General features: G+C 60.9%; 27 protein-coding genes, 1 tRNA gene and 1 pseudogene. 20 read left to right on the plus strand and 9 right to left on the minus strand.

The window, feature by feature from the left end:
* The first annotated feature begins 122 nt into the window (after window positions 1–122).
* The 5 genes from JNA92_RS14905 to JNA92_RS14925 all read left to right on the plus strand — a co-directional run bounded on the left by JNA92_RS14905 (window position 123) and on the right by JNA92_RS14925 (window position 5,913).
* The gene (locus JNA92_RS14905; protein WP_431312464.1) at window positions 123–857 is read left to right on the plus strand and encodes a secretin N-terminal domain-containing protein; all 735 of its coding nucleotides are present in this window, start codon (window positions 123–125) and stop codon (window positions 855–857) included.
* Window positions 858–1,349: 492 nt separating this feature from the next.
* The gene (aceA, locus tag JNA92_RS14910) at window positions 1,350–2,675 is read left to right on the plus strand and encodes an isocitrate lyase (RefSeq protein WP_012315229.1); all 1,326 of its coding nucleotides are present in this window, start codon (window positions 1,350–1,352) and stop codon (window positions 2,673–2,675) included.
* 393 nt (window positions 2,676–3,068) lie between these two features.
* Complete coding sequence (locus tag JNA92_RS14915) at window positions 3,069–4,826, plus strand: OPT family oligopeptide transporter (RefSeq protein ID WP_241805404.1); 1,758 nt, start codon at window positions 3,069–3,071, stop codon at window positions 4,824–4,826.
* A gap of 396 nt (window positions 4,827–5,222) precedes the next feature.
* Entirely contained in the window at window positions 5,223–5,465 is a 243-nt protein-coding gene (locus JNA92_RS14920) for a hypothetical protein (protein WP_241805405.1), read from the plus strand.
* Window positions 5,466–5,616: 151 nt separating this feature from the next.
* Window positions 5,617–5,913: a DUF3077 domain-containing protein gene (locus tag JNA92_RS14925; RefSeq protein ID WP_241805406.1), complete on the plus strand. Its 297-nt coding sequence runs from the start codon at window positions 5,617–5,619 to the stop codon at window positions 5,911–5,913.
* 327 nt (window positions 5,914–6,240) lie between these two features.
* On the opposite strand, the gene JNA92_RS14930 is transcribed toward JNA92_RS14925, so the two are convergent.
* A complete protein-coding gene (locus JNA92_RS14930) occupies window positions 6,241–6,354 on the minus strand; it encodes an NUDIX domain-containing protein (RefSeq protein WP_347269622.1) in 114 nt (37 codons plus the stop codon).
* Between the two features lie 787 nt (window positions 6,355–7,141).
* On the opposite strand from JNA92_RS14930, the gene JNA92_RS14935 reads away from it, so the two are divergent.
* Both JNA92_RS14935 and JNA92_RS14940 read left to right on the plus strand, forming a co-directional pair.
* Entirely contained in the window at window positions 7,142–7,900 is a 759-nt protein-coding gene (locus tag JNA92_RS14935; protein ID WP_241805407.1) for a hypothetical protein, read from the plus strand.
* A gap of 252 nt (window positions 7,901–8,152) precedes the next feature.
* A complete protein-coding gene (locus tag JNA92_RS14940) occupies window positions 8,153–8,446 on the plus strand; it encodes a hypothetical protein (protein ID WP_241805408.1) in 294 nt (97 codons plus the stop codon).
* Between the two features lie 193 nt (window positions 8,447–8,639).
* Here JNA92_RS14940 and JNA92_RS14945 read toward each other — a convergent pair whose 3' ends face one another.
* Window positions 8,640–9,161 (minus strand): transposase, encoded by a 522-nt coding sequence (locus JNA92_RS14945; RefSeq protein WP_241805409.1) that lies wholly within the window; start codon window positions 9,159–9,161, stop codon window positions 8,640–8,642.
* A gap of 172 nt (window positions 9,162–9,333) precedes the next feature.
* Here JNA92_RS14945 and JNA92_RS14950 point away from each other — a divergent pair, with 172 nt between their 5' ends.
* Entirely contained in the window at window positions 9,334–9,576 is a 243-nt protein-coding gene (locus JNA92_RS14950) for a hypothetical protein (protein ID WP_241805405.1), read from the plus strand.
* A gap of 151 nt (window positions 9,577–9,727) precedes the next feature.
* On the plus strand, window positions 9,728–10,027 hold the full coding sequence (locus JNA92_RS14955; RefSeq protein ID WP_241805410.1) for a DUF3077 domain-containing protein: 300 nt from the start codon (window positions 9,728–9,730) through the stop codon (window positions 10,025–10,027).
* 97 nt (window positions 10,028–10,124) lie between these two features.
* Here the strand turns inward: JNA92_RS14955 and JNA92_RS14960 are convergent.
* A tRNA-Ser gene (locus JNA92_RS14960) sits at window positions 10,125–10,212 on the minus strand.
* A gap of 133 nt (window positions 10,213–10,345) precedes the next feature.
* Between JNA92_RS14960 and JNA92_RS14965 the strand changes: the two genes are divergently transcribed.
* The 8 genes from JNA92_RS14965 to JNA92_RS15000 all read left to right on the plus strand — a co-directional run bounded on the left by JNA92_RS14965 (window position 10,346) and on the right by JNA92_RS15000 (window position 16,134).
* Window positions 10,346–11,017, plus strand: coding sequence for a Bax inhibitor-1/YccA family protein (locus JNA92_RS14965; protein ID WP_241805411.1), 672 nt, complete (start codon window positions 10,346–10,348; stop codon window positions 11,015–11,017).
* Window positions 11,018–11,237: 220 nt separating this feature from the next.
* Complete coding sequence (locus tag JNA92_RS14970) at window positions 11,238–12,617, plus strand: nucleobase:cation symporter-2 family protein (RefSeq protein WP_241805412.1); 1,380 nt, start codon at window positions 11,238–11,240, stop codon at window positions 12,615–12,617.
* A gap of 85 nt (window positions 12,618–12,702) precedes the next feature.
* Window positions 12,703–13,095, plus strand: coding sequence for a sulfurtransferase complex subunit TusD (tusD, locus tag JNA92_RS14975; RefSeq protein WP_241805413.1), 393 nt, complete (start codon window positions 12,703–12,705; stop codon window positions 13,093–13,095).
* 1 nt (window position 13,096) lies between these two features.
* Window positions 13,097–13,456, plus strand: coding sequence for a sulfurtransferase complex subunit TusC (gene tusC, locus JNA92_RS14980; RefSeq protein WP_241805414.1), 360 nt, complete (start codon window positions 13,097–13,099; stop codon window positions 13,454–13,456).
* Complete coding sequence (gene tusB / locus JNA92_RS14985) at window positions 13,456–13,752, plus strand: sulfurtransferase complex subunit TusB (RefSeq protein ID WP_241805415.1); 297 nt, start codon at window positions 13,456–13,458, stop codon at window positions 13,750–13,752. The genes tusC and tusB overlap by 1 nt, the downstream gene beginning before the upstream one ends.
* A complete protein-coding gene (locus JNA92_RS14990) occupies window positions 13,749–14,084 on the plus strand; it encodes a TusE/DsrC/DsvC family sulfur relay protein (protein ID WP_241805416.1) in 336 nt (111 codons plus the stop codon). The genes tusB and JNA92_RS14990 overlap by 4 nt, the downstream gene beginning before the upstream one ends.
* Window positions 14,081–15,085, plus strand: coding sequence for a glycosyl transferase family protein (locus JNA92_RS14995; RefSeq protein WP_241805417.1), 1,005 nt, complete (start codon window positions 14,081–14,083; stop codon window positions 15,083–15,085). Before JNA92_RS14990 ends, JNA92_RS14995 begins: the two co-directional genes overlap by 4 nt.
* A 92-nt stretch (window positions 15,086–15,177) precedes the next feature.
* Entirely contained in the window at window positions 15,178–16,134 is a 957-nt protein-coding gene (locus JNA92_RS15000) for a glutathione S-transferase family protein (protein WP_241805418.1), read from the plus strand.
* A gap of 47 nt (window positions 16,135–16,181) precedes the next feature.
* On the opposite strand, the gene cysG is transcribed toward JNA92_RS15000, so the two are convergent.
* The 6 genes and pseudogenes from cysG to JNA92_RS15030 form a co-directional block, all read right to left on the minus strand.
* Window positions 16,182–17,576 (minus strand): siroheme synthase CysG, encoded by a 1,395-nt coding sequence (cysG, locus tag JNA92_RS15005; RefSeq protein WP_241805419.1) that lies wholly within the window; start codon window positions 17,574–17,576, stop codon window positions 16,182–16,184.
* Entirely contained in the window at window positions 17,577–18,857 is a 1,281-nt protein-coding gene (gene serS / locus JNA92_RS15010) for a serine--tRNA ligase (RefSeq protein WP_241805420.1), read from the minus strand.
* A 41-nt stretch (window positions 18,858–18,898) separates the two neighbouring features.
* Window positions 18,899–19,054: pseudogene (locus JNA92_RS15015) on the minus strand (fluoride efflux transporter CrcB); the annotation flags it as partial.
* Between the two features lie 41 nt (window positions 19,055–19,095).
* Window positions 19,096–20,421 carry a replication-associated recombination protein A gene (locus JNA92_RS15020; protein WP_241805421.1) on the minus strand — a complete coding sequence of 442 codons (1,326 nt, stop codon included), beginning with the start codon at window positions 20,419–20,421 and terminating at the stop codon, window positions 19,096–19,098.
* Window positions 20,422–20,433: 12 nt separating this feature from the next.
* Entirely contained in the window at window positions 20,434–21,069 is a 636-nt protein-coding gene (gene lolA / locus JNA92_RS15025; protein ID WP_241805422.1) for an outer membrane lipoprotein chaperone LolA, read from the minus strand.
* Between the two features lie 62 nt (window positions 21,070–21,131).
* Window positions 21,132–23,591, minus strand: a complete 2,460-nt coding sequence (locus JNA92_RS15030; protein ID WP_241805423.1) for a DNA translocase FtsK — start codon at window positions 23,589–23,591, stop codon at window positions 21,132–21,134.
* Between the two features lie 382 nt (window positions 23,592–23,973).
* On the opposite strand from JNA92_RS15030, the gene aat reads away from it, so the two are divergent.
* The 3 genes from aat to infA all read left to right on the plus strand — a co-directional run bounded on the left by aat (window position 23,974) and on the right by infA (window position 25,739).
* The gene (gene aat, locus JNA92_RS15035; protein ID WP_241805424.1) at window positions 23,974–24,654 is read left to right on the plus strand and encodes a leucyl/phenylalanyl-tRNA--protein transferase; all 681 of its coding nucleotides are present in this window, start codon (window positions 23,974–23,976) and stop codon (window positions 24,652–24,654) included.
* 56 nt (window positions 24,655–24,710) lie between these two features.
* Window positions 24,711–25,418 (plus strand): arginyltransferase, encoded by a 708-nt coding sequence (locus tag JNA92_RS15040; protein WP_046788264.1) that lies wholly within the window; start codon window positions 24,711–24,713, stop codon window positions 25,416–25,418.
* A 102-nt stretch (window positions 25,419–25,520) separates the two neighbouring features.
* Window positions 25,521–25,739 (plus strand): translation initiation factor IF-1, encoded by a 219-nt coding sequence (infA, locus tag JNA92_RS15045; RefSeq protein WP_002553999.1) that lies wholly within the window; start codon window positions 25,521–25,523, stop codon window positions 25,737–25,739.
* Window positions 25,740–25,777 lie beyond the last annotated feature (38 nt).

Below are 25,777 nucleotides of genomic sequence, written 5' to 3' on the forward strand. Positions count from 1 at the left end.
CAGACGACTATAATTTATGGTTTATAGAATAAATTCAGGATAAAAGACAGCGTGTGATGCACGACAGGCACGAGTCGCGCAATTTTGCCATCATGTTGATTCCACCTGCGGAGATCATGGACATGGCGCTACGCCCCCTTTTAACTTCCCTGCTGCTGGCCGCCAGCCTGGCCGCCCACGCCGCCACCGAAGTGCTGCCGCTGCAGTACCGCAGCAGCGCCGAGCTGCTGCCCGCCGCCCAGTCGTTCATCGGCAAGGACGGTAGCGTCAGCGCCTTCGAGAACAAGTTGATCGTCAATGCCAGCCCCGAACGCATCGACGACCTGCGCACCCTGCTGCAACAGCTGGACACCGCGCCCAAGCGCCTGATGATCAGCGTCGACAACAACGACAGCAACTACCAGGACAACCGTGGCAATGCACGCATCATCCATTACGGCACCAGCAACCGGGAGGGTGGCCTGCAGCAGGTCCAGGCCAGCGAAGGCCAACCCGCGCTGATCCAGGTCGGCCAGAGCATCCCGGTCACCAGCACCAGCACCGACGGCTACGGGCGCATCCAGAGCACTACCGAATACCGCAATGTCACCCAGGGTTTCTACGTGACCCCAAGCCTGACCGGGGAAACGGTTCGTCTGCAAATAAGCACCAATAATGACCGCATCAGCCATGAACGTGCTGATGTAGTGAAAGTGCAAAGTACCGACACGACGGTGACCGGCAAGCTCGGCGAGTGGATTACCCTGGCAGGATTCAACCAGCAGAGCCAGGCCGAGCTCAATGCGTCAAGCCGCACATACAGCACCCAACGGGGTGAAAACATGACTTTACGTGTCAAAGTCGACCTTCTCGACTGAGCCCAGGCGAATCAAGGCCTCGACCAAAAGCCTTGAAACTGACCGACAAGTCGCATTAGACCAAAGATGTAGTAAGCACAAAAAAGCACTACAAAACATTTGACAGCTTCTTTTTCCCAAGGGCATGATGGCCTCGCTCCCGCTAATCAGGGGCCCTGGCAAGGGCCTTCGAGGCGCCCTCCTCCCACCCTTGGAGGCACTCGTGTCTATACGGCCCACAAGGCGGTTCGACGGGATTGCGACTGCAACGAAGAAGTTGTCCCGAGGGACGGAAGCGCATCACCGCAGTTCTGGCAATCGCGTAGCACCGCAGCAAGGCATCCACGAGCCGACCTGTCGGCGCATGCCCTCGCCCGGCCTGCAACCCCTTCCCCCTCCGAACCTTCCCGTTCGCCGCCGCACTCCCCCGGACAGGACAGCCGCCACGCCCCTGATTCGCTTCGTGAGCATCAGCACAATTACCCCAAGATCGATGCGACGAGGTTTATTTCCATGGCACTGACACGCGAACAGCAAATTGCAGCCCTCGAGAAAGACTGGGCCGAAAACCCGCGCTGGAAAGGCGTGACCCGTACCTACACCGCCGCCGATGTCGTTCGCCTGCGTGGCTCCCTGCAGCCGGAGCACACCCTGGCCCGCCTGGGTGCAGAAAAACTGTGGAAGCTGGTCACCGAAGGTGCCCACCCGTCCTTCCGCCCTGAAAAAGATTTCGTCAACTGCATGGGCGCCCTGACCGGCGGCCAGGCAGTGCAGCAGGTCAAGGCCGGCATCCAGGCCATCTACCTGTCTGGCTGGCAGGTGGCCGCCGACAACAACTCGGCCGAGTCCATGTACCCTGACCAGTCGCTGTACCCGGTCGACTCCGTACCGACCGTGGTCAAGCGCATCAACAACTCGTTCCGCCGCGCCGACCAGATCCAGTGGAAAGCCGGCAAGAACCCCGGCGACGAAGGTTACATCGACTACTTCGCACCAATCGTGGCAGACGCTGAGGCCGGTTTCGGCGGCGTATTGAACGCCTACGAGCTGATGAAGAACATGATCGAAGCGGGCGCTGCCGGTGTGCACTTCGAAGACCAGCTGGCCTCGGTGAAAAAGTGTGGCCACATGGGCGGCAAGGTGCTGGTACCTACCCAGGAAGCCGTGCAAAAGCTGGTGGCAGCTCGCCTGGCCGCTGACGTATCGGGCGTACCGACCATCATCCTGGCCCGTACCGACGCCAACGCCGCCGACCTGCTGACCAGCGACTGCGACCCCTACGACCAGCCGTTCGTGATCGGTGAGCGTACCCGTGAAGGCTTCTACAAGGTACGCGCCGGCCTCGACCAGGCCATCGCCCGCGGCCTTGCCTACGCGCCGTATGCCGACCTGATCTGGTGCGAAACCGCCAAGCCGGACCTAGACGAAGCCCGCCGCTTCGCCGAAGCGATCAAGAAGGAATACCCGGACCAGCTGCTGTCGTACAACTGCTCGCCTTCCTTCAACTGGAAGAAGAACCTGGACGACGCCACCATCGCCAAATTCCAGCGCGAGCTGTCGGCCATGGGCTACAAGCACCAGTTCATCACCCTGGCCGGCATCCACAACATGTGGCACGGCATGTTCAACCTGGCGCACGACTACGCCCGCAACGACATGACCGCTTACGTGAAGCTGCAGGAGCAGGAGTTCGCCGACGCCAGCAAAGGCTACACCTTCGTGGCGCACCAGCAGGAAGTGGGCACCGGCTACTTCGACGACATGACCACCGTGATTCAGGGTGGCGCATCGTCGGTGACGGCACTGACCGGTTCGACCGAAGAAGAGCAGTTCCACTGATAGTGGCTTGCTGTTGAACAAAAGCCCGGGGCTTGTGAAAGCTCCGGGCTTTTTTTCATACAAGCTTCTGGTTGTTTTCAGAGAAAGAGCGCACGCAGGCCTGAGTTGTTCATGCCGGAGAAAATTTGGCTGCCATGCTAGCCTCGTCACGTCGCACTGACTTTTCTTTCACTCAATTTTCACGGCAACGAGCGGATACTGCAGCCATCCCTACGTGATAGACGCTCCTTTGCCCGCCCCTCCCGGCGGGCTTTCTTTTGCTCGCGATTTGCCATGGCCTGCCTCGTCCATGGCACCATTCATTTCAGAACGCTGCCCATCGGCGTGAACCTTCAGGGCTTTGCGGGCTCAGTTGTGCAGACAGCGCTTGCACCATCGAGAAAGGGATTTGTAATGGGACATGCTCCACCCGCCGCTCTGCCAAAGGTTCGCATCGAACGTGAACTGAGCCCGCGGGCCGTGCTCACCGGCGCGCTGCTGGGCATCTTGCTCACGCCATCGAATGTGTATGCGGGCCTCAAGATCGGCTGGTCATTCAACATGTCGATCATCGCGTTGCTGGTCGGCTTCGCCCTGTGGCAGGGCATGGCGGGCCGCGCGAAGGGCCGGCCCGCGTGGACACTGCACGAAAGCAATATCAACCAGACCATGGCGTCGGCGGCTGCTTCCATCATTTCCGGCGGGCTGGTGGCACCGATCCCTGCCTATACGCTGCTCACCGGCAACCAACTGGACCCAGTGCCGATGATCGCCTGGGTGTTTTCCGTAAGCTTTTTGGGCATCTGGATCGCCTGGTATCTACGCCTCGCCTTGCTCAACGACCGTGACCTGAAGTTCCCCGAAGGCATGGCGACCCTGGAAACGCTGCAGCAGATCTACAATCATGGGCGCGAGGCCATGGCTCGCATCAAAGTGCTATGCAGTGCAGCGCTGCTGTCAGGGCTGGTGAAGTGGATTGATGGCTTCGTCTGGGCCATACCGCGCTGGGCCCCCACACCTGCGCTCGAACGCCTGACCTTCACTGTCGACCCTTCACTGTTGCTTATCGGCTTTGGCGGCATCATCGGCATTCGCGTGGGCCTGACGTTGCTGTTCGGCGCTGCGCTGGCCTGGGGTGGGCTAGCGCCGTGGCTGATCGACCACGCATTGGTAGTGATCGCCCCTAACGCCAGCGGCCCCCAGTTCGCCGCGTTGGTGGAGTGGCTGTTGTGGCCGGGCGTAAGCCTGATGGTCTGTGCGACCCTGACGTCATTGGCAATTCGTCTGTTGCAAGTGCCACGGCGGTTGCCTGCGAATGAGCCAGAACGTCGGGCGCCGCGTGTCAGGGCACGGTTTTCGCCAGGGCCTGCATCGGGTCTGCTGCTGTCCATCGCTCTGGTCGTCGCCCTCCAGGCGCTGCTGTTCGGGATCGATTGGTGGATGGCGTTGTTGAGCATTCCTTTGGCGATTTGCCTTGCTGTCGTCGCCGCACGCGTCGTCGGTGCCACCGGCATTGCGCCGATTGGCGCGATTGGCAAGCTGTCGCAACTCAGCTTCGGCCTGATCGCCCCGGGCCAGGTGGCCATCAACCTGATGAGCGCCAACACGGCAGGTGGCGCGGCCGGGCAGGCCACTGACCTGATGAACGATTTCAAGGTTGGCCTGGCGATCGGCGCCACCCCGCACAAGCAGCTGGTTGCTCAATGCATCGGTATTTTCATAGGCAGTGTGGTCGGCGTACTGGTTTACCTGATGCTGATCCCGGATCCGCAAACCATGTTGCTTACCGAGCAGTGGCCTGCGCCGGCTGTCGCGACCTGGAAAGCGGTGGCCCAGACGCTGACACATGGCTTGGGCGCGCTGTCGCCGGAAATCCGCTGGGCGATCTTGGTCGGCAGCGCCGTTGGCGTACTGCTGGGCATGCTGGACAGCCTGCTACCGCAACGGGCGGCACGCTGGTTGCCGAGCACCGCCGCGCTGGGGTTGGCATTCATACTGCCAGCGTCGATCGCAATGATGATGGGCTTTGGCGCAGTGCTTACCTGGCTGATCAACTGCCGATGGCCGAGAGTCACAGAGCGCTTCGCGATCACAGCGGCCGCAGGGTTGATTGCCGGTGAAAGCATCACGGGCGTTGGGGCATCGTTCTGGGAGATGCTTAGGGCGTTGTAGCTGCAGGAAACAGCATTGCACACACGGCAGCGCCAGTGTTTTTGCCTGCCGTGAGTGAATGTCAGCTCTGGGTCTAGGTGTTTTCCGGTTGTGTTCGGAAAATCAGACTTTTTCCCTTTCATGTAGTCCATTTCCCAAACATACTGCAGCCGCCTGATTTCCGTTGCGGTCGCCCTGCTCGCGCTCTAGTCTCGGCCTGTTGCTGCACAACAGCGACACGGCTTTGACAGGTCGTAACGGTTTAAGCACATGGCTTTCCTTCTATGGTGGCTGTGCGTGGGGCACGCTTGCGTGCGCCGGAACTTTGCTTATTCCGCCGGTCTGTCAACCCACGTACAGCTGCCACCCTTCTGTTTGACAGCGGCGAGGTGACGGCATCCATAGAGGTAATAAGCGATGTTGAAGATGGTTCCCGATCCACCCCACGCCCTCCACAATCTCGAAGACACTCTCATCCAGGCCGCAGACTTCGCTAACTGCGCGCTAGCCGTTGCGCATCAGGCGATGCTTGTTCAGCCGCGGTCGCCTGCGTCGGCTCTGATGAGGGCGTCGACACATGAACTCGAGTCGCTGCGTGTGCTGCTTGAGGCGGCATTGATTCAGGTCCAGATGCCGGCCGAGCCGCGAACCCTGCACTGAGTCGACAACACTGTGTTGTCTGGGCGGGCACTGACGCCGGCAAGCCGGCTACCGAGGCATGCGCGGCACTGCTTGAGGCTGGTGTCGCGACAACGGGCGCAGCTTACCCGCGAAAGGGCCCGCTCAGACCCTGGATGCTTCGGAGAGATCAATGCCTAGCGACGAGCCGGACGTAAAAACCACCGTGGGCAAGACCACGTTCTTTCAAGGTGAACACCAGACCCACCCCCTGTTTCGCGTCGAGGCCGGCATCCCTTGCCAGTCTGCCCGGGAGCAGGCTTCGGAACTGATGGGTTATGTGCGGGAATTGACGATCATCGGCGTGCTGGATGAGAACCCGATGATGGTCTGGGCAGCGCATTACCTGAGTGCCTTGGCCAAGGCGCTGATGGATGATGCCGAGTTGGGCATGATGCGCCGAGAAAGAGGCCCGGCATCACTGAGGTGAAGTTGAAAGCACTGCAAAAGCTGCTGCCACCGATTTCTAAGAAGGCTCGCTCAACGTCGCCGAAACCGTTACCCAGCGCTCCCGCAAATGACGCGGATAGCCAGCAAATCTCTCGCATCCTTTAATCAGACACAACGCTTGAGCACGGTTTTGGATCGGTCGTCGGACTTGACGCCTGGCAACATCCCTCGCTTTGATCCACCGGCAAGCCTCGATCTCGTTGCGAAGTCGAGGTTTGTCACTAGCCACTAGCCCTGCGTGCTTCGAACAGGTAATAAATCACCTTCTCTTCGCGGTACACCGAGACATAGCGAAGCTCATCAAAGACTAAACCTGTTTCTTCCGCCATTTCCGCATAGCCGCCTGCCGAGGGGTCTCCTCGCGTTCTACGCTGCCGCCCGGCAGGTTCCACTTCGCGTTGCGATTGCGCACAAACAGCACTTCGCCATCTTTTTGCTAGATCACGGTAGCGCGAACTTTGATGACCTTGCGTTCGGCTGTAGCAATGCCCGTTGCCTTCATGGAGAGTTCTGATGGGTTGGGGCCGGACTTGGGCTCTGCGGCCCCTTTATGCCAAGCCTATGCCTGCTTTGTGTCCGTTAAATGACCGCCAGTGATCTCGACCGTTCAAGCTATTCTCTTAGTTGGAAAAACTTCAGACAGCTCAATGCGATGTTCCGCTCATCCCTCAAGCTGAAAGATATTGGAAGCGCTTCCGACATAAACCATACCCTAGGGTGTTTCCAGAGCTAGCTTTCTATCCCCCAGAAACGCAAAAGGCAGGCCCACTTTCGCACTTAGCCAACTGACTTAACTGATAAAAACAAGTAAAAGGCAATCCAACAAAAGTCAGCAGCCTGAAGTCTGCAAATGCCATTTCAATAAATCAAAAACAGGCATATCAAGAAATATTGAATGAATTATCTAGCGCGGAAATATGGACTGAAATATGGGCCTAATGCATCTGATCTATTTTTTCCTTACACCGAACAGCTAAGTAGTCCATTAACATGGCGGAGTTTTTCTGCCCCAAATGGCATGCCATGCATTTCAAAAAGTGGGGGCTGGGGAGGAATCGTCAGGCTTGAGTGGGCACCCACCACAAGCGCTTTTTCTCATCCGCTTCCACCTCCCCTGCTCCGATAGCTTTACCCGCACTGTGATCGTCGAGATAATGGCATTTTAAAATCAAAATACCTGCCAACAGTAGGCATCACATGGAGCTCGAATGAACCAAGCACAACCCCCCGTGTTTTCTCCCCGCACCAACCAGATCACCTCGCTGGCAGCTAGGATCATGACCGGGCTGGGCGTTGTCCTGGGCGGCATGTGGGCAATCATCACCTACCTGGTACCCGACCCAAGCGTATTCGGTTTCGGCTTCATTAATTGGCGCAACATCGTGCTGCTGGTCAGCGTATTCACTGTTCTCGGCGCGCTTTCGCTATGCTGGCAAATCCGCAATTTACCGAAGATGCTCCACGGGGCGACCCTCACCCTGCTGATCGCCGGTCTGTCGTTCATCTTTTTCATTCTTGGCACCGAATACGCCAAGCCGACGTTCGAGTTCGCCAAGGTTCAATCCATGGTCGTCGAGAATGACGGCAACAACCTTTTGGGCAAGCGCATGGAAGTAGTGGACAGCGTGCGTGTTGAGTTGGTGGGTTGCGAGAACATCGGCCGCTATCCCAACTGCACCTTCACTCTCACCAACCTGGAAATGGACCGCGACTTCCGGTTCGAGAGCGCCAGCCGGTTCTTCGATGAGTCCGGTGCACCGGTGTCGATCAAGGAGCTGCGGGTGGGCCAACAACCAGTGAGCTACTGGAACAGCTTCCAAATCCTTCGGAATGTGCCGACCACCGTGATCTTGGTGTTCCAGGAAACCGACCGAAAGGTCGAGCACAGTCCGTCGATCAAGCTGATTGTCTCGACGCGGGACAACGGCACCCAGGCCCTCAAGTTCAACGATGTGACCTTGAAGTGAGTACTCTGCCCCCCTTTTGAAATGGCTTCAACTGCCCGACATGCACTCTGCCATCCGCGTCCCAGCGGCGAGCTCGCGCCCGCCGTTGCTTAAGAAAAACTTAACGCGGTGTCCGAGGTTAGTTGACCACTACATGCTTACCTCAAGCAGGCCGTAGATAAACGGCAAGGGGAAGAAACCGCAAGCGAGGCTATCAACCTGCGCCTGAAATTCATTAGGAACATGGTGTGCTTCCGACTGCCACGGGACATCATGGCGATCAACAAGATCCAGGCTGATGTCCTGGCGAAGAGGGGCTACGAACCTGGTGATTTCAGCTTCTTTGCGGAGCAGCTCGAAAACCTATTCCTCGACCCACTGCTGACGGCTTTGGACGAGTATGGAATCCCCACGCAGATTTCCACCCAGATCAAACACCTCATTCTGCCGTCAGATAATCTGAACGACCTTTTGGCCAAACTCCGCGCGCTAGCCCCACGCTTGGAGCATCTCCGGCTTACTGGGTTTGAAAAAGGCGTAATGCACTGGGCTGTAGCCGAGATGTGACAGCTCCCCCCTGGCATAGGGGGGGGCGACCTCGTGTCCGCCAGCCTCGGGCCGGACTCTGTCTTTCGTGAAGGCTCAGCATGCCGTTCTGGCTTCTGCAGAGCTTTGAGCTGGTAGTAGAAGGTGCTGCGCGCCAATTCGACCAGCTTAAGGAGGTCAGGCAAAGGAAACCTGCGCTTGAGGTTGGAAACGATCAGGACTTTTGCCCGCGTATTCGCTCCTTTTCCTCGCGCAGAGCCTTGAGCTCCTTTAGAACAGCATTCTCCATGCGCAGGTACTCAAGTTCAGCCAACAGCTGATCTCGAGACTTCTGATCATCATTGGTATCGGTGGGTATGGCAGGCTTGATCTTCTTCGGCACGTTGTTTGGCTTACTTGGTTTGATGGCAATAGAGGGGGTAAGACTGCCACTGTAGTACTGCCGTTGCCAAAAGCCTATCCGAGAGGACTGCCCGAGACCAAAATGGGCAGCGGTCTGGCGCAGCGAAAGCCGGTGCTCGTGCATGTAGCTGAGCACCTGCCGTTTGAAATCATTGGTATAGCGCTGCCCATGCGAGCCTGTGCCAGCGCCATTATTGGCCTGATAACTGGCCACCCAGCGTCGAAGCAGACTGAAATCGATACCGAAGTGTTTAGCCACCTTTCGGAAACCGTTGCTGCCATCCAGGTAGGCTGTAATCGCTGTGAGCTTGAATTGCTCGGTGTACTTACCCATAGATCCCCCAAGGGTTGGATTGGTGTCCAACTTCTTGGGGGCAGTCCAGTGCGTGGGGCACGCTTGCGTGCGCCGGAACTTTGCTTATTCCGCCGGTCTGTCAACCCACGTACAGCTGCCACCCTTCTGTTTGACAGCGGCGAGGTGACGGCATCCATAGAGGTAATAAGCGATGTTGAAGATGGTTCCCGATCCACCCCACGCCCTCCACAATCTCGAAGACACTCTCATCCAGGCCGCAGACTTCGCTAACTGCGCGCTAGCCGTTGCGCATCAGGCGATGCTTGTTCAGCCGCGGTCGCCTGCGTCGGCTCTGATGAGGGCGTCGACACATGAACTCGAGTCGCTGCGTGTTCTGCTTGAGGCGGCATTGATTCAGGTCCAGATGCCGGCCGAGCCGCGAACTCTGCACTGAGTCGACAACACTGTGTTGTCTGGGCGGGCACTGACGCCGGCAAGCCGGCTACCGAGGCATGCGCGGCATTGCGTGAGGCTGGTGTCGCGACTACGGGCGCAGCTTACCCGCGAAAGGGCCCGCTCAGACCCTGGATGCTTCGGAGAGATCAATGCCTAGCGACGAGCCGGACGTAAAAACCACCGTGGGCAAGACCACGTTCTTTCAAGGTGAACACCAGACCCACCCCCTGTTTCGCGTCGAGGCCGGCATCCCTTGCCAGTCTGCCCGGGAGCAGGCTTCGGAACTGATGGGTTATGTGCGGGAATTGACGATCATCGGCGTGCTGGATGAGAACCCGATGATGGTCTGGGCAGCGCATTACCTGAGTGCCATGGCCAAGGCGCTGATGGATGATGCCGAGTTGGGCATGATGCGCCGAGAAAGACGCCCGGCATCAGCGTGCAGATGAAGCATTGCAGGCTTTGAATCAAAGGCCGCCAGCTGCTTGCATCCCTGACACCAGAAACGCAAAAGCCCCGAATAATCGGGGCTTTTGCTGAAGAAAGTGGCGGAAGCGTAGAGATTCGAACTCTAGGATAGTTGCCCATCGACGGTTTTCAAGACCGTTGCCTTAAACCACTCGGCCACGCTTCCAGCTCGTTTGCGGCCGCCATAATACCGTAATGAAACACGCTGTCAAACTCTCTATGTCGCCGGTTGCAGGAGCTCTGATAGACTCCTAGCATCTGAACGTTCCAAAACCACAGGTTCACCAAGGAGTGTCGCCATGCGCGAACAGGATTATGCCGTACACAGCGGCCAACAGGTTGAGCAGCGCGAGGTCAGCAAGGTCCTGCGCAACACCTACAGCCTGCTGGCACTCACCCTCGCCTTCAGCGGTGTCATGGCCTTCGTCGCCCAGCAGATGCGTGTGGGCTACCCGAACATCTTCGTTGTGCTGATCGGCTTCTACGGCCTGTTCTTCCTCACCAACAAACTGCGTGATTCGGCGTGGGGCCTGGTGTCCACCTTCGCCCTCACCGGCTTCATGGGCTTCATCCTCGGCCCAATCCTCAACCGTTACCTGGGTATGGCCGGTGGCGCTGAGGTGGTCAGCTCGGCGTTCGCCATGACTGCCCTGGTGTTCGGTGGCCTGTCGGCCTATGTGCTGATCTCGCGCAAGGACATGAGCTTCCTCAGCGGTTTCATCACCGCCGGCTTCTTCGTCCTGCTGGGTGCCGTAGTGGCTAGCTTCTTCTTCCAGATCAGTGGCCTGCAACTGGCGATCAGCGCTGGCTTCGTGCTGTTCTCGTCGGTCTGCATCCTGTTCCAGACCAGCGCGATCATTCATGGCGGTGAGCGTAACTACATCATGGCGACCATCAGCCTGTATGTATCGATCTACAACCTGTTTGTCAGCCTGTTGCAACTGTTCGGCATCATGGGGCGCGACGACTGATAGCGGTTGCTAGCCCGTTCAAAAAGCCCGCTTCGGCGGGCTTTTTTGTGTGTTCGTGCAGGCCTGTATCTTCTAGCCAGCTCTCGGCGCGGCGACTGACTCAAAAGTCAGGTTATTAACGGCATACTCGCCGATCTTGCCGCCATCGTGCATGCCACTACCGCAATTCCCCTTCACCCCGTAGAATGCGCTCCTTTTTTCTTCCGGGGCAGCTTCACCGATGAGCTCACACGAACACAGCCCGGGCGCGGATGCGCCTGCCAATGAATTGGTGCTTGGCCTCGAGGACAAGCCACGGCTGCTGATCGGCCTGCTGGCGGCGCTGCAGCACCTGTTGGCGATCATCGTGCCGATCGTGACCCCAGGCCTGCTTATCTGCCAGGCGCTAGGTGTTTCGGCGCGTGATACCAACCTGATCGTGTCGATGTCGCTGGTGATCTCGGGTATCGCCACCTTCGTGCAGTGCAAGCGGTTCGGACCGTTTGGCGCGGGGTTGCTGATCGTACAGGGCACCAGCTTCAACTTCGTCGGCCCACTGATTGCAGGTGGTGCGCTGATGGTCAAGCAGGGCACCCCTGTCGAAAGCGTGATGGCAGCGATCTTCGGCGTGGTGATCGCCGGCTCGTTCGTCGAAATGGGCGTGTCGCGCATCCTGCCCTTCGTCAAACGCCTGATCACGCCGCTGGTGACGGGCATCGTGGTGTTGATGATCGGCCTGACCCTCATAAAGGTAGGCTTGATAAGCATGGGCGGCGGCTTTGGCGCCATGGCCAATGGCACCTTCGCCAATGGTGAAAACCTGCTGCTGTCGGGCGTGGTGCTGGCAATCATCGTCATCCTCAACCGCATCCCGGTGGTGTGGATGCGCAGCTGCGCGATCGTCATCGCCCTGGCGGTGGGTTACGCCCTGGCGGGTTACCTCGGCCGGCTGGACTTCACCGGCATGCATGAAGCTGCACTGTTCCAGGTGCCGACGCCGCTGCACTTCGGCCTCGGTTTCTCGTGGGCGCTGTTCATCCCGATGCTGGTGATCTACCTGGTGACCTCACTGGAAGCCATCGGCGACGTTACGGCAACCAGCAAGGTCTCACGCCAACCGGTCGAAGGCCCGGTGTGGATGCAGCGCATCAAGGGCGGCGTGCTGGTCAACGGCGCCAACTCGCTGCTGGCAGGCCTGTTCAATACCTTCCCCAGCTCGATCTTCGCGCAGAACAACGGCGTGATTCAGCTGACCGGCATCGCCAGCCGCCACATTGGTATCTGGATTGCCGTGATGCTGGTGGTATTGGGCCTTTTCCCGAGTGTTGCCGGTGTGATTCAGGCTGTACCTGAGCCTGTGCTGGGCGGCGCGGCCATGGTCATGTTCGGTGCAGTGGCCGCTTCGGGCATCAACATTCTGGCCAGCACGCGCCTGGACCGCCGGGCACTGCTGATCATCGCCGTGTCGTTGGCGTTGGGCCTGGGCGTGGCCCAGGTGCCGGAGTTCCTGGCGCACATGCCGGCGGCTATTCGCAATGTACTTGAGTCAGGCGTTGCCACCGGTGGTATCTGCGCCCTGGTGCTGAACTGGTTCCTGCCAGAGCGCAACGAACACGCCTGACAGCCCTGCCCCGGCCAGCCAGCCCGCGCCTACTCGCGCGGGCTTTTTGCTTTAGAATGGCCGCATTCCTTTGCACGAGTTGCCCATGAAATTCGCTATCGCGGTTTTTTCCCCGGCCCACGCACCCTCCTCGCGGCGCGCTTTGCGCTACGCCGAGGCGGTGCTGGCCGGCGGGCATGAGATTGCCCGGTTGTTCTTCTATCAGGACGGTGTTCACAGCGCCTCGGCCAACGTGGTCGCGCCCCAGGACGAACAGGACATCGCCGCCCAGTGGCGCGCCTTTATCGAGCAGCACCAGCTGGACGCCGTGGTGTGCATCGCCGCTGCCTTGCGCCGCGGCGTGCTCGATGAGGCCGAAGCCAGCCGCTACCAGCGCCAAGCGGTGAACCTGCCCAAGCCGTGGGAGCTCTCCGGCCTGGGTCAACTGCATGAAGCGGCACAGCTCGCCGACCGCCTTGTCTGCTTTGGAGGCGATTGAAATGGCCAAATCCCTGTTGATCATCAGCCGCCAGGCGCCCTGGAGCGGCCCGTCTGCCCGCGAAGCGCTGGACATCGCACTGGCCGGCGGCGCTTTCGATCTGCCACTGGGCATGCTGTTCCTCGATGACGGCGTGTTCCAGCTCGCCCCAGCCCAACAACCAGCGGCCGTGCAACAAAAGAACCTCGCCGCCAACCTGCAGGCACTGCCGATGTTTGGTGTAGAAGAGCTGTTCGCCTGCCAGCACAGCCTGGCCCTGCGCGGGCTTGCTGCCGACAGCCTGGCCCTGCCCGTTGAGGTGCTGGACGACGCGGCCCTGAAGGCCCTGATTGCCCGTTTCGACCAAGTGGTGACGCTCTGATGCCGACTTTGCATGTGATATCCCACTCGCCTTTTGGCGACGATCGTTTGAGCAGTTGCCTGCGCCTGCTTGCCGGCGAAGATGCCCTGCTGCTGTGCGGCGATGCAGTGTATGCCCTGCGTGACGGCAGCGAACCACAGCGCCTGCTTCAGACGGCAGCGTTGGAGCAGCGCCTTTTTGCACTCGACGAGGACCTGCAAGCGCGCGGTATCCACAGCGAGTTGGCCAACGCCGTGGACTATCAGGGGTTCGTCGCGTTGTCACTGCACTATGACAAGGTCAACAGCTGGCTATGAACACCCTGACCGTAGACGACCAGGCAATCGCCCTGGACAAGGACGGCTTTCTGGTCGACCTGCAAGACTGGTCCCACGCCGTCGCCGAAGCGCTGGCCGCGCGCGAAAGCATTGCCCTGACCAACGACCACTGGGAAGTGCTCGAACTGCTGCGCCAGTTCTATGAGGAGTTCCAGCTGTCTCCGGCAACGCGCCCACTGATCAAGTACACCGCGTTGAAGCTGGGCCCTGAAAAGGGCAACAGCCCGCACCTCAACCGCCTGTTCAACGGCACCCCCGCCAAACTTGCCGCCAAGCTGGCGGGCCTGCCCAAGCCGACCAATTGCATATGACAGACGCTCGCCCGCTCACCCTGCAAACCCCGGCCGAACACCCGTTCGCCGAATTCGTACGCATCCTTGGCAAAGGCAAACGCGGTGCTCGCAGCCTCACCCGTGAAGAAGCCCGAGCCGCCATGGCCCTGCTGCTTGAAGGCAAGGTTGAAGACACCCAGCTCGGCGCCTTCCTCATGCTGCTGCGGCACAAGGAAGAGAGCGCGGAGGAGCTGGCGGGCTTCACCGAGGCCCTGCGCGCGCAACTGAATGCTCCTCGCATTGCTGTCGATCTGGACTGGCCCAGCTATGCCGGCAAGAAGCGCCACCTACCTTGGTTCCTGCTGGCTGCCAAATGCCTGGCCGCCAACGGCGTGCGCATTCTGATGCATGGTGGTGGCGCCCACACCGCCGGGCGCATGTACACCGAGCAGCTGTTGGCCCTGCTGGAAATTCCGCTTTGTCGCCATTGGTCCGCCGTGGAGCAGGCGCTGGACCAGCAAAGGCTGGCGTTTTTCCCGTTGCACGATTGGGCCCCGCAACTGCAGCGCATGATCGACCTGCGCAACATACTTGGCCTGCGCTCCCCCATCCATTCGCTGGCGCGCGTGCTCAACCCGCTGAGCGCCCGCTGTGGCCTGCAGAGCATCTTCCACCCCGGTTACCAGGCCGTACACCGTGAGGCCAGCCGGCTGCTGGGTGACCACGCGGTAGTCATCAAGGGCGATGGTGGCGAAATTGAAGTTAACCCGGATGTGATCAGCCACCTGTACGGCACTAGCGCAGGTGAAAACTGGGACGAAGAGTGGCCAGCGCTGAGTGAGCGGCGTCATGTAAAACCTGCAAGCCTGCAGCCCGAGCAACTGCTGGCGGTTTGGCGCGGGGAGGCTCAGGACAGCTATGGGGAAATGGCCGTGGTGGCGACCATGGCCTTGGCGTTGCGCGGCTTGGGGCAGGACCGCGAGCAGGCCTTTGCGACCGCACGCAGCTATTGGAGCGCCCGGAACCAATCGAATAAATAGATCATTGCTTTGCAGTCTTTGCGCTATTTTTTCGAACGCTTTGCCCTAGACTGGGCTCCAACGACAAACACCTTTGTTCCGAGGAGCTCATCATGGGCCTATTGATCGACGGCCGCTGGCACGACCAGTGGTACGAAAACGGCAAGGATGGCACGTTCAAGCGCGAGAACGCCCAACGCCGCAATCCGCTGCCCGCCCCTGAAGCCGGTCGCTACCACCTCTATGTGTCGCTGGCCTGTCCATGGGCTCACCGCACCCTGATCGTTCGGGCGCTCAAAGGCTTGGAGCCGTTGATCGATGTGTCGGTGGTCAGTTGGCTGATGCAGGAAAACGGCTGGACTTTCGACCAGCAACAGGGCTCCACCGGCGATCACCTTGACGCCCTCGAATTCATGCACCAGCGCTATACCCAGGACGACCCGCACTACACAGGCCGCGTGACCGTACCCGTGCTGTGGGATAAAAAGGAAAAGCGCATCGTCAACAACGAGTCGGCGGAGATCATCCGTATCTTCAACAGTGCGTTCAATGAGCTGACAGGCAACACCCTCGACCTGTATCCGCAGCCATTGCGCCCGACCATCGAGGCGCTCAACGCACGTATCTACCCAGCCGTGAACAATGGTGTTTACCGTGCCGGCTTCGCCACCACGCAAGAAGCCTACGAGGCTGCGTTCGACGAAGTGTTCAACGAGCTGGACTACCTGGAAGCACTGCTGGATCGCCAACGTTACCTTGCAGGCGAGTATCTGACGGAGGCCGATGTGCGCCTGTTTACCACGCTGGTGCGCTTCGATGCGGTGTATCACGGCCACTTCAAGTGCAACCTGCGCCGGTTGAGCGATTACCCGAACCTGTCGAACTGGCTGCGTGAGCTGTACCAGTGGCCGGGTGTGGCGCCGACGGTGAACATGGAGCACATCCAGAAGCACTATTACATGAGCCACAAAACCATCAATCCGAACGGGATCGTGCCCAAAGGCCCGCTGCAGGATTTCAACTTGCCGCATGATCGGGAACGGTTGCCTGGCAAAGGGATTTGGGGCTGAGGAAATTTCGGGCTGAGGAAAGTTGGGGCTGCTTGCAGCCCCCGCTTTTACTGGTCCTGCTGCGCACCTTCGAACCAGGCCAGCTTGTCACGCAACTGGACCACTTCCCCGACAATCACCAGGGTCGGCGCATGCACTTCATGCTTGGCCACCAACGCTGGCAGGTCAGCCAGAGTACCAGTGAACACCCGCTGATTACGGGTAGTCCCCTGCTGCACCAACGCCGCCGGCGTGCTCGACGCACGGCCATGGCGAATCAGCTCAGCGCAAATGGTCGGTAACCCTACCAGGCCCATGTAGAACACCAAGGTCTGGTTCGGCGCCACCAGGTCATTCCAAGGCAGGTTGCTGGTACCGTCCTTGAGGTGGCCGGTGACGAAGCGCACTGACTGAGCATGGTCACGGTGGGTCAACGGAATGCCGCCGTAGGCAGAGCAACCACTGGCTGCGGTAATACCGGGCACCACCTGGAACGGGATGCCATGCTCGGCAAGCTCTTCGATCTCTTCGCCCCCACGGCCGAAAATGAACGGGTCACCGCCCTTCAGGCGCAACACACGCTTACCCTCGCGGGCCAGGTCGACCAGCAGACGGTTGATCTGGTCCTGCGGCACGGCATGCTCGGCACGACGCTTACCAACGTAGATACGCTCGGCGTCGCGGCGGCACATTTCAATGATCGCCGGTGCCACCAGGCGGTCATACAGCACCACATCGGCCTGCTGCATCAGGCGCAAGGCGCGGAAGGTGAGCAAGTCCGGATCACCCGGCCCCGCCCCTACCAGATACACCTCCCCCCCCTGCTGCACCGGGGCTCCGTCGACCATGGCCTGCAACAGCCGCTCGGCCTCGGCACCCTGCCCGGCCAGCTGACGCTCGGCGATCGGGCCCTGGAACACGGTTTCCCAGAAGCCGCGACGCTGGTTGACATCCGGGTAAAGCGACTTGACCTTGTGCCGGAAGCGCGCCGCCAAGGCGGCCAGCTCGCCATAAGTGGACGGGATCCAGGTTTCCAGCTTGGCGCGAATCAGGCGCGCCAGCACAGGGGCGTCACCGCCGCTGGATACCGCAACCACCAGCGGCGAACGGTCGACAATGGCCGGGAAGATCACCGTGCACAGCGCCGGTGCATCCACCACATTGACCGGCACGCAAAGCGCCTGTGCCTGCGCCGACACCTGAGCATTGAGCTCCGGGTCGTCGGTGGCCGCAATCACCAGGCGACAGCCAACCAGGTCAGCCCCCTGATAGCCACGCACCAGGACCTCGCCGCCACCTTCACGGGCCAGCGCAGCCAGTTGGCCGTCGACCTCAGGCGCCACCACCCGCAGCGCGGCGCCGGCATCGGCCAGCAGGCGCGCCTTGCGCAAGGCGATCTCGCCGCCGCCGACGACCAGCACACGGCCGCCCTGCAGCTTGTGGAACAGCGGCAGGTAATCCATTTAGCGGATGACCTCGACACCGCCCATGTAGGGCTTGAGCACTTCCGGCACGCGGATGGAGCCATCGGCCTGCTGGTAGTTTTCCAGCACAGCGACCAGGGTACGGCCTACGGCCAGGCCCGAACCGTTGAGGGTGTGCACCAGCTCTGGCTTGCCGGTTTCCGGGTTGCGCCAGCGGGCCTGCATGCGGCGCGCCTGGAAGTCACCGCAGTTGGAGCAGGAGCTGATCTCGCGGTACTTGTCCTGGCTCGGCACCCATACTTCCAAGTCGTAGGTTTTCACCGCGCCGAAGCCCATGTCGCCGGTGCACAGGGCCAGTACGCGGTAGGGCAGTTCCAGCAGCTGCAGTACGCGCTCGGCGTTGGCAGTGAGGCCTTCCAGCGCCTCCATGGACTTGGACGGCTCGACCACCTGGACCATCTCGACCTTGTCGAACTGGTGCTGGCGGATCATGCCACGGGTATCACGGCCCGAAGCGCCGGCTTCACTGCGGAAGCACGGGGTATGGGCGACCAGCTTGAGCGGCAGCAGCTTGGCATCGATGATCTCGCCGGCTACCAGGTTGGTCAGCGACACTTCAGCGGTCGGGATCAGGTAGAAGTCGGCTTCGCCTTCACGGGTGATCTTGAACAGGTCTTCCTCGAACTTCGGCAGCTGGCCGGTGCCCTGCAACGCTGGCGCCTGCACCAGGTACGGGGTGTAGTGTTCTTCGTAGCCGTGTTCAGCGGTGTGCAGGTTGATCATGAACTGCGCCAGGGCGCGGTGCAGGCGGGCAACCGGGCCGCGCAGCACGGCAAAACGGGCGCCCGACAGCTTGGCAGCAGCTTCGAAGTCCAGGCCACCGCTGATTTCACCCAGGGCGACGTGGTCCTTGATTGGAAAATCGAACGCCCTCGGCGTGCCCCAACGGCGCACTTCGACGTTGTCGTCTTCGCTGGTACCGACCGGCACACTGGCGTCCGGCAGGTTGGGGATGGTCAGGACAATGCCATCCAGTTCGGCCTGGATGCCATCGAGCTCGACCTTGCCAGCGGCCAGTTCATTGGCCATGCGCTCGACGTCAGCCATCAGCGGTGCGATGTCCTCGCCCTTGGCCTTGGCCTGACCGATGGATTTGGAGCGGGCGTTACGCTCGGCCTGCAGCTGCTCGGTGCGGGTCTGCACCGCCTTGCGGCGCTCTTCCAGCGATTCGATGCGCGCGACATCCAGGCTGAAGCCACGGGAGGCGAGGCGGTCCGCCACTTCCTGAAGTTGGCCGCGTAACAGTTTGGAATCGAGCATATCGTTCTCTCGTTATGTGTGTAGGTTGGTTCAGAGTCGGGTCAGGGGCAGGCCAGTAGCCCGCCCATCACGCTAATACCGGTATAGCCCACGGCCAGGGGCACTTGCCCACTTTCCACCGGGCGCACGGTATCGAGCGAAAAAGAGGAAAACGTCGCCGTGACGCCGAAAATAAGGCCAGCGCGCTGTCCGACAGGCGCCAGCGACTTGTGCAGGGACGGGTCATGGCACAGAGCGATCACGGCTTTCTCCGTTGACGCGGGCTGCTGCGATCGAGGTCGGCCAAGTGGCGCAGTTTCTCGCCGATCTTCAGCTCAAGCCCCCGAGGCACGGGCTGATAATACTGACGTGGCTCGAGCTGGTCCGGGAAGTAATCTTCACCTGCGGCATAGGCATCGGGCTCGTCGTGAGCGTAGCGGTACTCCTCGCCGTAGCCGAGCTGCTTCATCAGCTTGGTCGGGGCGTTGCGCAGGTGCAGCGGCACCTCCAGCGAGCCATGCTCGGCGGCTTCGCGCAGGGCAGTCTTGAAGCCCATGTACACGGCGTTGCTCTTCGGCGCGCAGGCAATGTAGGTAATGGCCTGAGCCACCGCCAGCTCGCCCTCTGGGCTACCCAGGCGCTCCTGCACGTCCCAGGCTGCCAGGCACAGGCTCAGGGCCCGTGGGTCGGCGTTGCCGATGTCCTCGCTGGCCATGCGCACCACGCGGCGGGCGATGTACAGCGGGTCGCAGCCGCCATCGAGCATGCGCGCGAACCAGTAAAGCGCGGCGTCCGGGTTGGAGCCGCGCACCGATTTGTGCAGGGCGGAAATCTGGTCATAGAAGGCCTCGCCGCCTTTGTCGAAGCGCCGGCGGCTGTCACCGAGCAGGCTCTGCAGCAGGTCTACGCCAATCTCGCTGCCATCTTCGGCCAGGTCCGAGGCGTTTTCGAGGAAGTTGAGCATGCGCCGGCCATCGCCATCGGCGGCGGCCATCAGCATCTTGAAAGCGTCGTCGCCCACGCTCAGGTTGCGCTTGCCCAAACCGCGCTCTTCGTTGAGTGCGCGGTCGACCAGCTTGCGCAAGGCGGGCTCGTCCAGGCTCTTGAGCACGTAGACCCGCGCACGCGAGAGCAAAGCGTTGTTCAGTTCGAAGGAAGGGTTCTCGGTGGTGGCGCCGATGAAGATCAGCGTGCCATCTTCGACAAAAGGCAGGAACGCATCCTGCTGGGACTTGTTGAAGCGGTGCACCTCGTCCACGAACAGGATGGTCCGGCGGCCATACTGGCCGGCCTGCTGCTTGGCCACCTCGACGGCCTGGCGGATTTCCTTGACCCCTGCCAGTACCGCCGAAACCGTCTCGAAGTGCGCATCGCAAAACTGTGCCAGCAGCCGGGCGAGCGTGGTCTTGCCCACGCCCGGCGGCCCCCAGAAAATCATCGAGTGCAGCGCACCCTGCTCCAGCGCCTCACGCAGCGGTTTGCCGCGCGCCAGCAGGTGCTCCTGGCCAACATACTCGTCCAGGTTGGACGGGCGTAGCCGGGCAGCCAGGGGCTGGGCAACGGGTTCGCTTCGAAACAGGTCCATGGTGCGCTCTGCTTACTCCTTGATGACGTCCGCGCCTTTCGGGATGTCGAACTTGAACCTGCTGTCCGGCACCGGCTGGTTGGCTTTGACGCCATTGAACAGGATGTTGGTGCGCTGGCCGACGCTGTCGATCAGCTGCATGTCGTTGATCAGGCCACGGCGGAACGATACGCGCAGCGAATCGAACAGGGTGTCCTTGGTGGTTGGCTTGAGGGTGAAGTCCATCACTTCGCCCTGCTCCTTGGAGGTGATGTCGAAGCTCTGGCTGATCTTCGACACGTCACCGGACAGCAGCAGCGCCGGGGTCTGGTTCAGGCGCACATCGAGCTTCTTGATGGTGGCCTGCTCCAGGTCAGGGTCCCACAGGGTGACGTTCTTGCCGTCGGACACCACCACCTGCTCCTGGGGTGCATCGGTGTGCCAGTAGAACAGGCCCGGGCGCTTGACCGTCATCTTGCCGGTTGTCTCCTGCAGGCTGGTGCCACCGGCATCCAGGGTCAGCTGGGAGAAATTGGCCTCGATGGTCTGCGACTTTTCCAGCAACTGGGTCAGGCGCTGTACGTCCTGCTCACCAGCGTGAGCCGACAGTGTGGCTGTTACCGAACCCAGGGTCAGGGCAGAAACCAACAGCATGCGAATCGCGCGCATGTTAATCCTCATTGAGCATTTATGAAGCCAGGCGCCACCGTCGGCGCCTGGCAAGGTGTTCATCAGTCGCGCGGGCCGCCCGGGGCAATCACTTCCCGCGAACCGTTGCTGTTCATGGGGGTGACCACACCGGCCATCTCCATCGCCTCGATCATGCGGGCGGCGCGGTTGTAGCCGATCTTGAGCTTGCGCTGCACGGCCGAAATCGACGCCCGGCGGCTTTCGAGGACGAACTGCACCGCCTCATCATACAGGGCGTCACTTTCCGAATCTTCGTCGCCGCCACCGCCACCGCCGCCTTCAAAGCCGCTGCCGGCCTCCTCGACGCCGTTGAGGATGTCGTCGTTGTAGTCGGGAGCGCCACGCAGCTTCCAGGCTTCCACCACGCGGTGCACTTCATCGTCGGAGACGAATGCGCCATGTACCCGGATCGGCAGGCTGGTACCTGGCGGCATGTAGAGCATGTCACCGTGGCCCAGCAGTTGCTCGGCGCCACCTTGGTCGATGATGGTGCGCGAGTCGATCTTGCTCGACACCTGGAACGCCATGCGGGTCGGGATGTTGGCCTTGATCAGGCCGGTGATCACATCCACCGATGGGCGCTGGGTGGCGAGGATCAGGTGAATACCGGCTGCCCGAGCCTTCTGGGCGATACGGGCGATCAGCTCTTCGACCTTCTTGCCAACGATCATCATCATGTCGGCGAATTCGTCGACCACCACCACGATGGTCGGCAGGGTCTTGAGGGCCGGTGGCTCGTCTTCCATGCTCTCGCGGCGGTACAGCGGATCATGGATGACCTCGCCGGCCTCCTGGGCATCCTTGATCTTGCGGTTGAAACCGGCAAGGTTACGCACGCCCATGGCCGCCATGAGCTTGTAGCGCCGCTCCATCTCGGCCACGCTCCAGCGCAGCGCGTTGGCGGCGTCCTTCATGTCGGTGACCACCGGGCACAGCAAGTGCGGGATGCCTTCGTAAATCGACAGCTCGAGCATCTTCGGGTCGATCATGATCAGGCGCGCGTCTTCAGGGCCGGACTTGAACAGGATCGACAGGATCATCGCGTTCACACCCACCGACTTACCGGAACCGGTGGTACCGGCTACCAGCAGGTGTGGCATCTTGGCCAGGTCGGTGATCACCGGCTTGCCGCCGATATCGTGGCCCAGGGCCAGGGTGACGGGCGACTTCTGCTCGTCGTATTGGGGTGTCGACAGCACCTCGGAGAAGCGCACCATCTGCCGGTTTTCGTTGGGGATCTCGATACCCACGGTGGTCTTGCCGGGGATGACCTCGACCACCCGCACACTGGTCACGGCCAGCGACCGTGCAAGGTCCTTGGCCAGGTTGGCGATGCGGCTGACCTTGACCCCGGCCGCGGGCTGGATTTCGTAGCGGGTAATGACCGGGCCCGGGTGAATGGAGTCCACCGAGACTTCGACGCCGAATTCCTTGAGTTTGATTTCCAGCAACTGACCGACGCCGGCCAGGGATTCTGGCGAGTACTCGATCTTCTTCTGCTCGGCTGGGTCGAGGATGGAGATGGACGGCAAGGTGCCTTCCACGGCGCTGTCGACGAACAATGGCGCCTGCTTTTCCTTCATCACCCGCTTGCTCGGCTCCACTGCCTTGGCCGGCGCGGCAGGCGGCATGATCACAGGGGCAATCGACGGCTCACGGGGGACCACAGGCTCGCGTGGCACAACCGGTTCGCGCTGGGCGACGACAGGGCGCGCTGGGGGCTCATCGCGCTCACCGATGCGCTCGCGCAGTTGCGTCTTGGCCGGCTCGCGTTTCTCGGCAGCCGCTGGCGGCGCATCGAACCTTGGCTCGTCCACCTCACGCAGTTGCGCTTCCAGGCGTTTGCGCTCGTTGCGCGCCTCCCACCAGCGGTTGGCCGCGCCTTGCACGAGCTCGAACAGGTCCAGGGTGATCTTGCCGGTCATGTCCATCACCTTGAACCACGAGAGGTCGGTGAACACGGTCAGGCCGAACAGGAACAGGGCGATGAACATCAGCGTGCTGCCCTGCACGTTGAGCAGGTTGCGCGCCAGATCGCCGAGGCTTTCGCCCAAGGCACCACCGGCGGAGAACGGCAGGCTCGCCGGGGGATGGAAATGGATATGCGCCAGTGCAGCACCCGACAGCACCAGGAACACCAGGCCGATCAGGCGCCAGGAGAACAGCCAGCCGCTCCATTGCCAGGGTTGATGGCGCTCGCGGAAGATCTGCCAGGTTTTGATCGCCAGCAGCAAAGGGAAGATGTAGGCGAAATAGCCGAGCACCATGAACATGATATCGGCGAAATACGCACCGGCACGCCCGGCAGCGTTCTGCACCTGGTCGACGTTGCTGGTGTGGCTGAAGCCTGGGTCGGAGGTATCGTAGGTCAGCAGCGCCATCCACAGGTACAGGCACAGGGCGCCGACAGCGATCAACGCACCTTCCTTAAGGCGGTAATGCAGCTGCTGGCGCCACAGGGGCACAGGCAATGGAGCTGGAGTTGCGGTGGATTTCTTCAAAACGCGTCTATTCCTGCGCGTGCTGCGCGTCCAGTAGTGATTGGCCGATGACAGGCCAATGAACCCCTACTTTTAACATTACTGCCCGCCGGCCGCCATGGCGGCACGCCCTATGGCGTTTGGGTGGGGGCGACTTTCGTATAGCTGCAATTTGAGCATGCATTTTCTTTTGTGACAAAGGCTTATGCTGTGTTTTTGCACAGGTGTGACAGCAAATGTGCCAGATGGTGCCTGCAGCCTCACGAATGTGTAGGAAATTGCCGACCCTATCGCCTGATTGGACGCCCCTGCGGGGAGGACTTGCCCCGCGCGGGCCAAGCATTGACCGCAGGCGCCCTCCTTGCCATGCTGCCGGCTCCCCTCCCCCACCGCACGATAGACCATGCTCACCTGGCTGACTCGCGACTCGCTGACCTTCCCACCCCTGGAAAAAGCCCTGCAGGACCCTAACGGCCTGCTCGCCGCTGGTGGCGACCTGAGCCCCGAGCGCCTGGTGCAGGCCTATCGCCATGGCTGCTTCCCGTGGTACCAGGACGGCCAACCCATCCTCTGGTGGTCGCCCGACCCACGCACCGTTCTGTTCCCGGACGAGCTGCATGTCTCGCGCTCGCTGGCCAAGCTGTTGCGCCAGGCGCGTTATCAGGTCAGCTTCGACACCGACTTCCCCGCCGTGATCGACGCCTGCGCGGCGCCGCGCGACTACGCGGACGGCACCTGGATCACCGACACCATGCGCAACGCCTACTGCGAGCTGCACCGGCGCGGTATCGCCCATTCGGTGGAGGTACGCCACAACGGCGAACTGGTGGGCGGCCTGTACGGCCTGGCCATGGGGCGGTTGTTTTTCGGCGAGTCGATGTTCAGCCGCGCCGACAATGCGTCCAAGGTCGGCTTCGTGATCCTGGTCAACCACCTGCGCGATGCAGGCTTCGTGCTGATCGACTGCCAGATGCCAACCGATCACCTGCACAGCCTGGGCGCTCGCGCAATCAGCCGCGCGAGCTTCGCCGATTACCTGGCCCTTCACCTCGACCAGCCCAACAGTGCCAGCTGGCGCACCTAGGCGAGTTTCGAGAGCTGGCTTACACTTAAAGCAAAGTCTCACCGAAGGGGTCGATCATGACAGAGTTGGCGCGGTTGAAGTTCTATGCCACTCAGCCCCACTCCTGCAGCTATCTGCCGAACGAGCAGGCGACCACCCTGTTCCTCGACCCCAGCCAGCCGATGGATGTGCATGTGTATGCCGACCTCTCGGAGATGGGCTTTCGCCGCAGTGGCGACCACCTGTACCGCCCCCATTGCCAGAACTGCAATGCCTGCGTGCCGGCGCGCATCCCGGCCGCGCGCTTCATTCCCAACCGCCAGCAACGGCGCATCCTCAAGCGCAATGCAGACCTCACCGTGACAGCTGCACGGCCGGCGTTCAAAGAAGAATATTTCGACCTGTACCGTCGCTACATCGAAACCCGTCATGCCGATGGCGACATGTACCCGCCAAGCCGCGATCAGTTTTCCACCTTTCTGGTGCGCGACTTGCCGTTCTGCTGGTTCTACGAATTCCGCCTGGCCGGTCGCCTGCTGGCAGTTGCCGTCTGCGACCTGCTACCCAACGGGCTGTCTGCGGTGTACACGTTCTATGAGCCCGACGAAGAACGGCGCAGCCTGGGGCGCTTTGCCATCCTCTGGCAAATCACCGAAGCCCTGCGCCAGGACCTCGAAGCGGTTTATCTTGGCTACTGGATCAAGAACTGCAAGAAGATGAACTACAAGACCCAGTATCGCCCCATCGAGCTGCTGATCAACCAGCGTTGGGTCACTCTCAACTGAAAGCATTGGCTTGACACACTATTTTCCGGCATAATCCACGCCACTTTTTTGCCCGGTGCGGTTATGCGTCGGGCCAACACTGGACACCGAGGGCTCAACTGCATGTCGAAAGAAGACAGCTTCGAAATGGAAGGTACTGTCGTCGACACCCTGCCCAACACCATGTTCCGCGTGGAGTTGGAAAACGGGCACGTCGTAACCGCGCACATCTCCGGAAAGATGCGCAAGAACTACATCCGTATTCTCACTGGCGACAAGGTCCGCGTCGAGCTGACGCCTTATGACCTGAGCAAGGGCCGCATCACCTACCGTGCGCGCTAAGCTCCAGCCATGAAAAAGCCCGGCCATGTGCCGGGCTT

It is taken from the genome of Pseudomonas putida (assembly GCF_022627325.1).
Taxonomy (GTDB): domain Bacteria; phylum Pseudomonadota; class Gammaproteobacteria; order Pseudomonadales; family Pseudomonadaceae; genus Aquipseudomonas; species Aquipseudomonas putida_X.

Coding starts and splice junctions, on each gene's coding strand:
- infA (WP_002553999.1), top strand. CDS start 25,521: ATGTCGAAAGAAGACAGCTTCGAAATGGAAGGTACTGTCGTCGACACC.
- JNA92_RS15040 (WP_046788264.1), top strand. CDS start 24,711: ATGACAGAGTTGGCGCGGTTGAAGTTCTATGCCACTCAGCCCCACTCC.
- JNA92_RS14925 (WP_241805406.1), top strand. CDS start 5,617: ATGCCTAGCGACGAGCCGGACGTAAAAACCACCGTGGGCAAGACCACG.
- JNA92_RS14950 (WP_241805405.1), top strand. CDS start 9,334: ATGTTGAAGATGGTTCCCGATCCACCCCACGCCCTCCACAATCTCGAA.
- serS (WP_241805420.1), bottom strand. CDS start 18,857: ATGCTCGATTCCAAACTGTTACGCGGCCAACTTCAGGAAGTGGCGGAC.
- cysG (WP_241805419.1), bottom strand. CDS start 17,576: ATGGATTACCTGCCGCTGTTCCACAAGCTGCAGGGCGGCCGTGTGCTG.
- JNA92_RS14995 (WP_241805417.1), top strand. CDS start 14,081: ATGACAGACGCTCGCCCGCTCACCCTGCAAACCCCGGCCGAACACCCG.
- JNA92_RS14915 (WP_241805404.1), top strand. CDS start 3,069: ATGGGACATGCTCCACCCGCCGCTCTGCCAAAGGTTCGCATCGAACGT.
- JNA92_RS14935 (WP_241805407.1), top strand. CDS start 7,142: ATGAACCAAGCACAACCCCCCGTGTTTTCTCCCCGCACCAACCAGATC.
- lolA (WP_241805422.1), bottom strand. CDS start 21,069: ATGCGCGCGATTCGCATGCTGTTGGTTTCTGCCCTGACCCTGGGTTCG.
- JNA92_RS14965 (WP_241805411.1), top strand. CDS start 10,346: ATGCGCGAACAGGATTATGCCGTACACAGCGGCCAACAGGTTGAGCAG.
- JNA92_RS14905 (WP_431312464.1), top strand. CDS start 123: ATGGCGCTACGCCCCCTTTTAACTTCCCTGCTGCTGGCCGCCAGCCTG.
- tusD (WP_241805413.1), top strand. CDS start 12,703: ATGAAATTCGCTATCGCGGTTTTTTCCCCGGCCCACGCACCCTCCTCG.
- JNA92_RS14940 (WP_241805408.1), top strand. CDS start 8,153: ATGGCGATCAACAAGATCCAGGCTGATGTCCTGGCGAAGAGGGGCTAC.
- tusB (WP_241805415.1), top strand. CDS start 13,456: ATGCCGACTTTGCATGTGATATCCCACTCGCCTTTTGGCGACGATCGT.
- JNA92_RS14920 (WP_241805405.1), top strand. CDS start 5,223: ATGTTGAAGATGGTTCCCGATCCACCCCACGCCCTCCACAATCTCGAA.
- aat (WP_241805424.1), top strand. CDS start 23,974: ATGCTCACCTGGCTGACTCGCGACTCGCTGACCTTCCCACCCCTGGAA.
- JNA92_RS14945 (WP_241805409.1), bottom strand. CDS start 9,161: ATGGGTAAGTACACCGAGCAATTCAAGCTCACAGCGATTACAGCCTAC.
- JNA92_RS14990 (WP_241805416.1), top strand. CDS start 13,749: ATGAACACCCTGACCGTAGACGACCAGGCAATCGCCCTGGACAAGGAC.
- JNA92_RS14970 (WP_241805412.1), top strand. CDS start 11,238: ATGAGCTCACACGAACACAGCCCGGGCGCGGATGCGCCTGCCAATGAA.
- aceA (WP_012315229.1), top strand. CDS start 1,350: ATGGCACTGACACGCGAACAGCAAATTGCAGCCCTCGAGAAAGACTGG.
- JNA92_RS15000 (WP_241805418.1), top strand. CDS start 15,178: ATGGGCCTATTGATCGACGGCCGCTGGCACGACCAGTGGTACGAAAAC.
- tusC (WP_241805414.1), top strand. CDS start 13,097: ATGGCCAAATCCCTGTTGATCATCAGCCGCCAGGCGCCCTGGAGCGGC.
- JNA92_RS14955 (WP_241805410.1), top strand. CDS start 9,728: ATGCCTAGCGACGAGCCGGACGTAAAAACCACCGTGGGCAAGACCACG.
- JNA92_RS15020 (WP_241805421.1), bottom strand. CDS start 20,421: ATGGACCTGTTTCGAAGCGAACCCGTTGCCCAGCCCCTGGCTGCCCGG.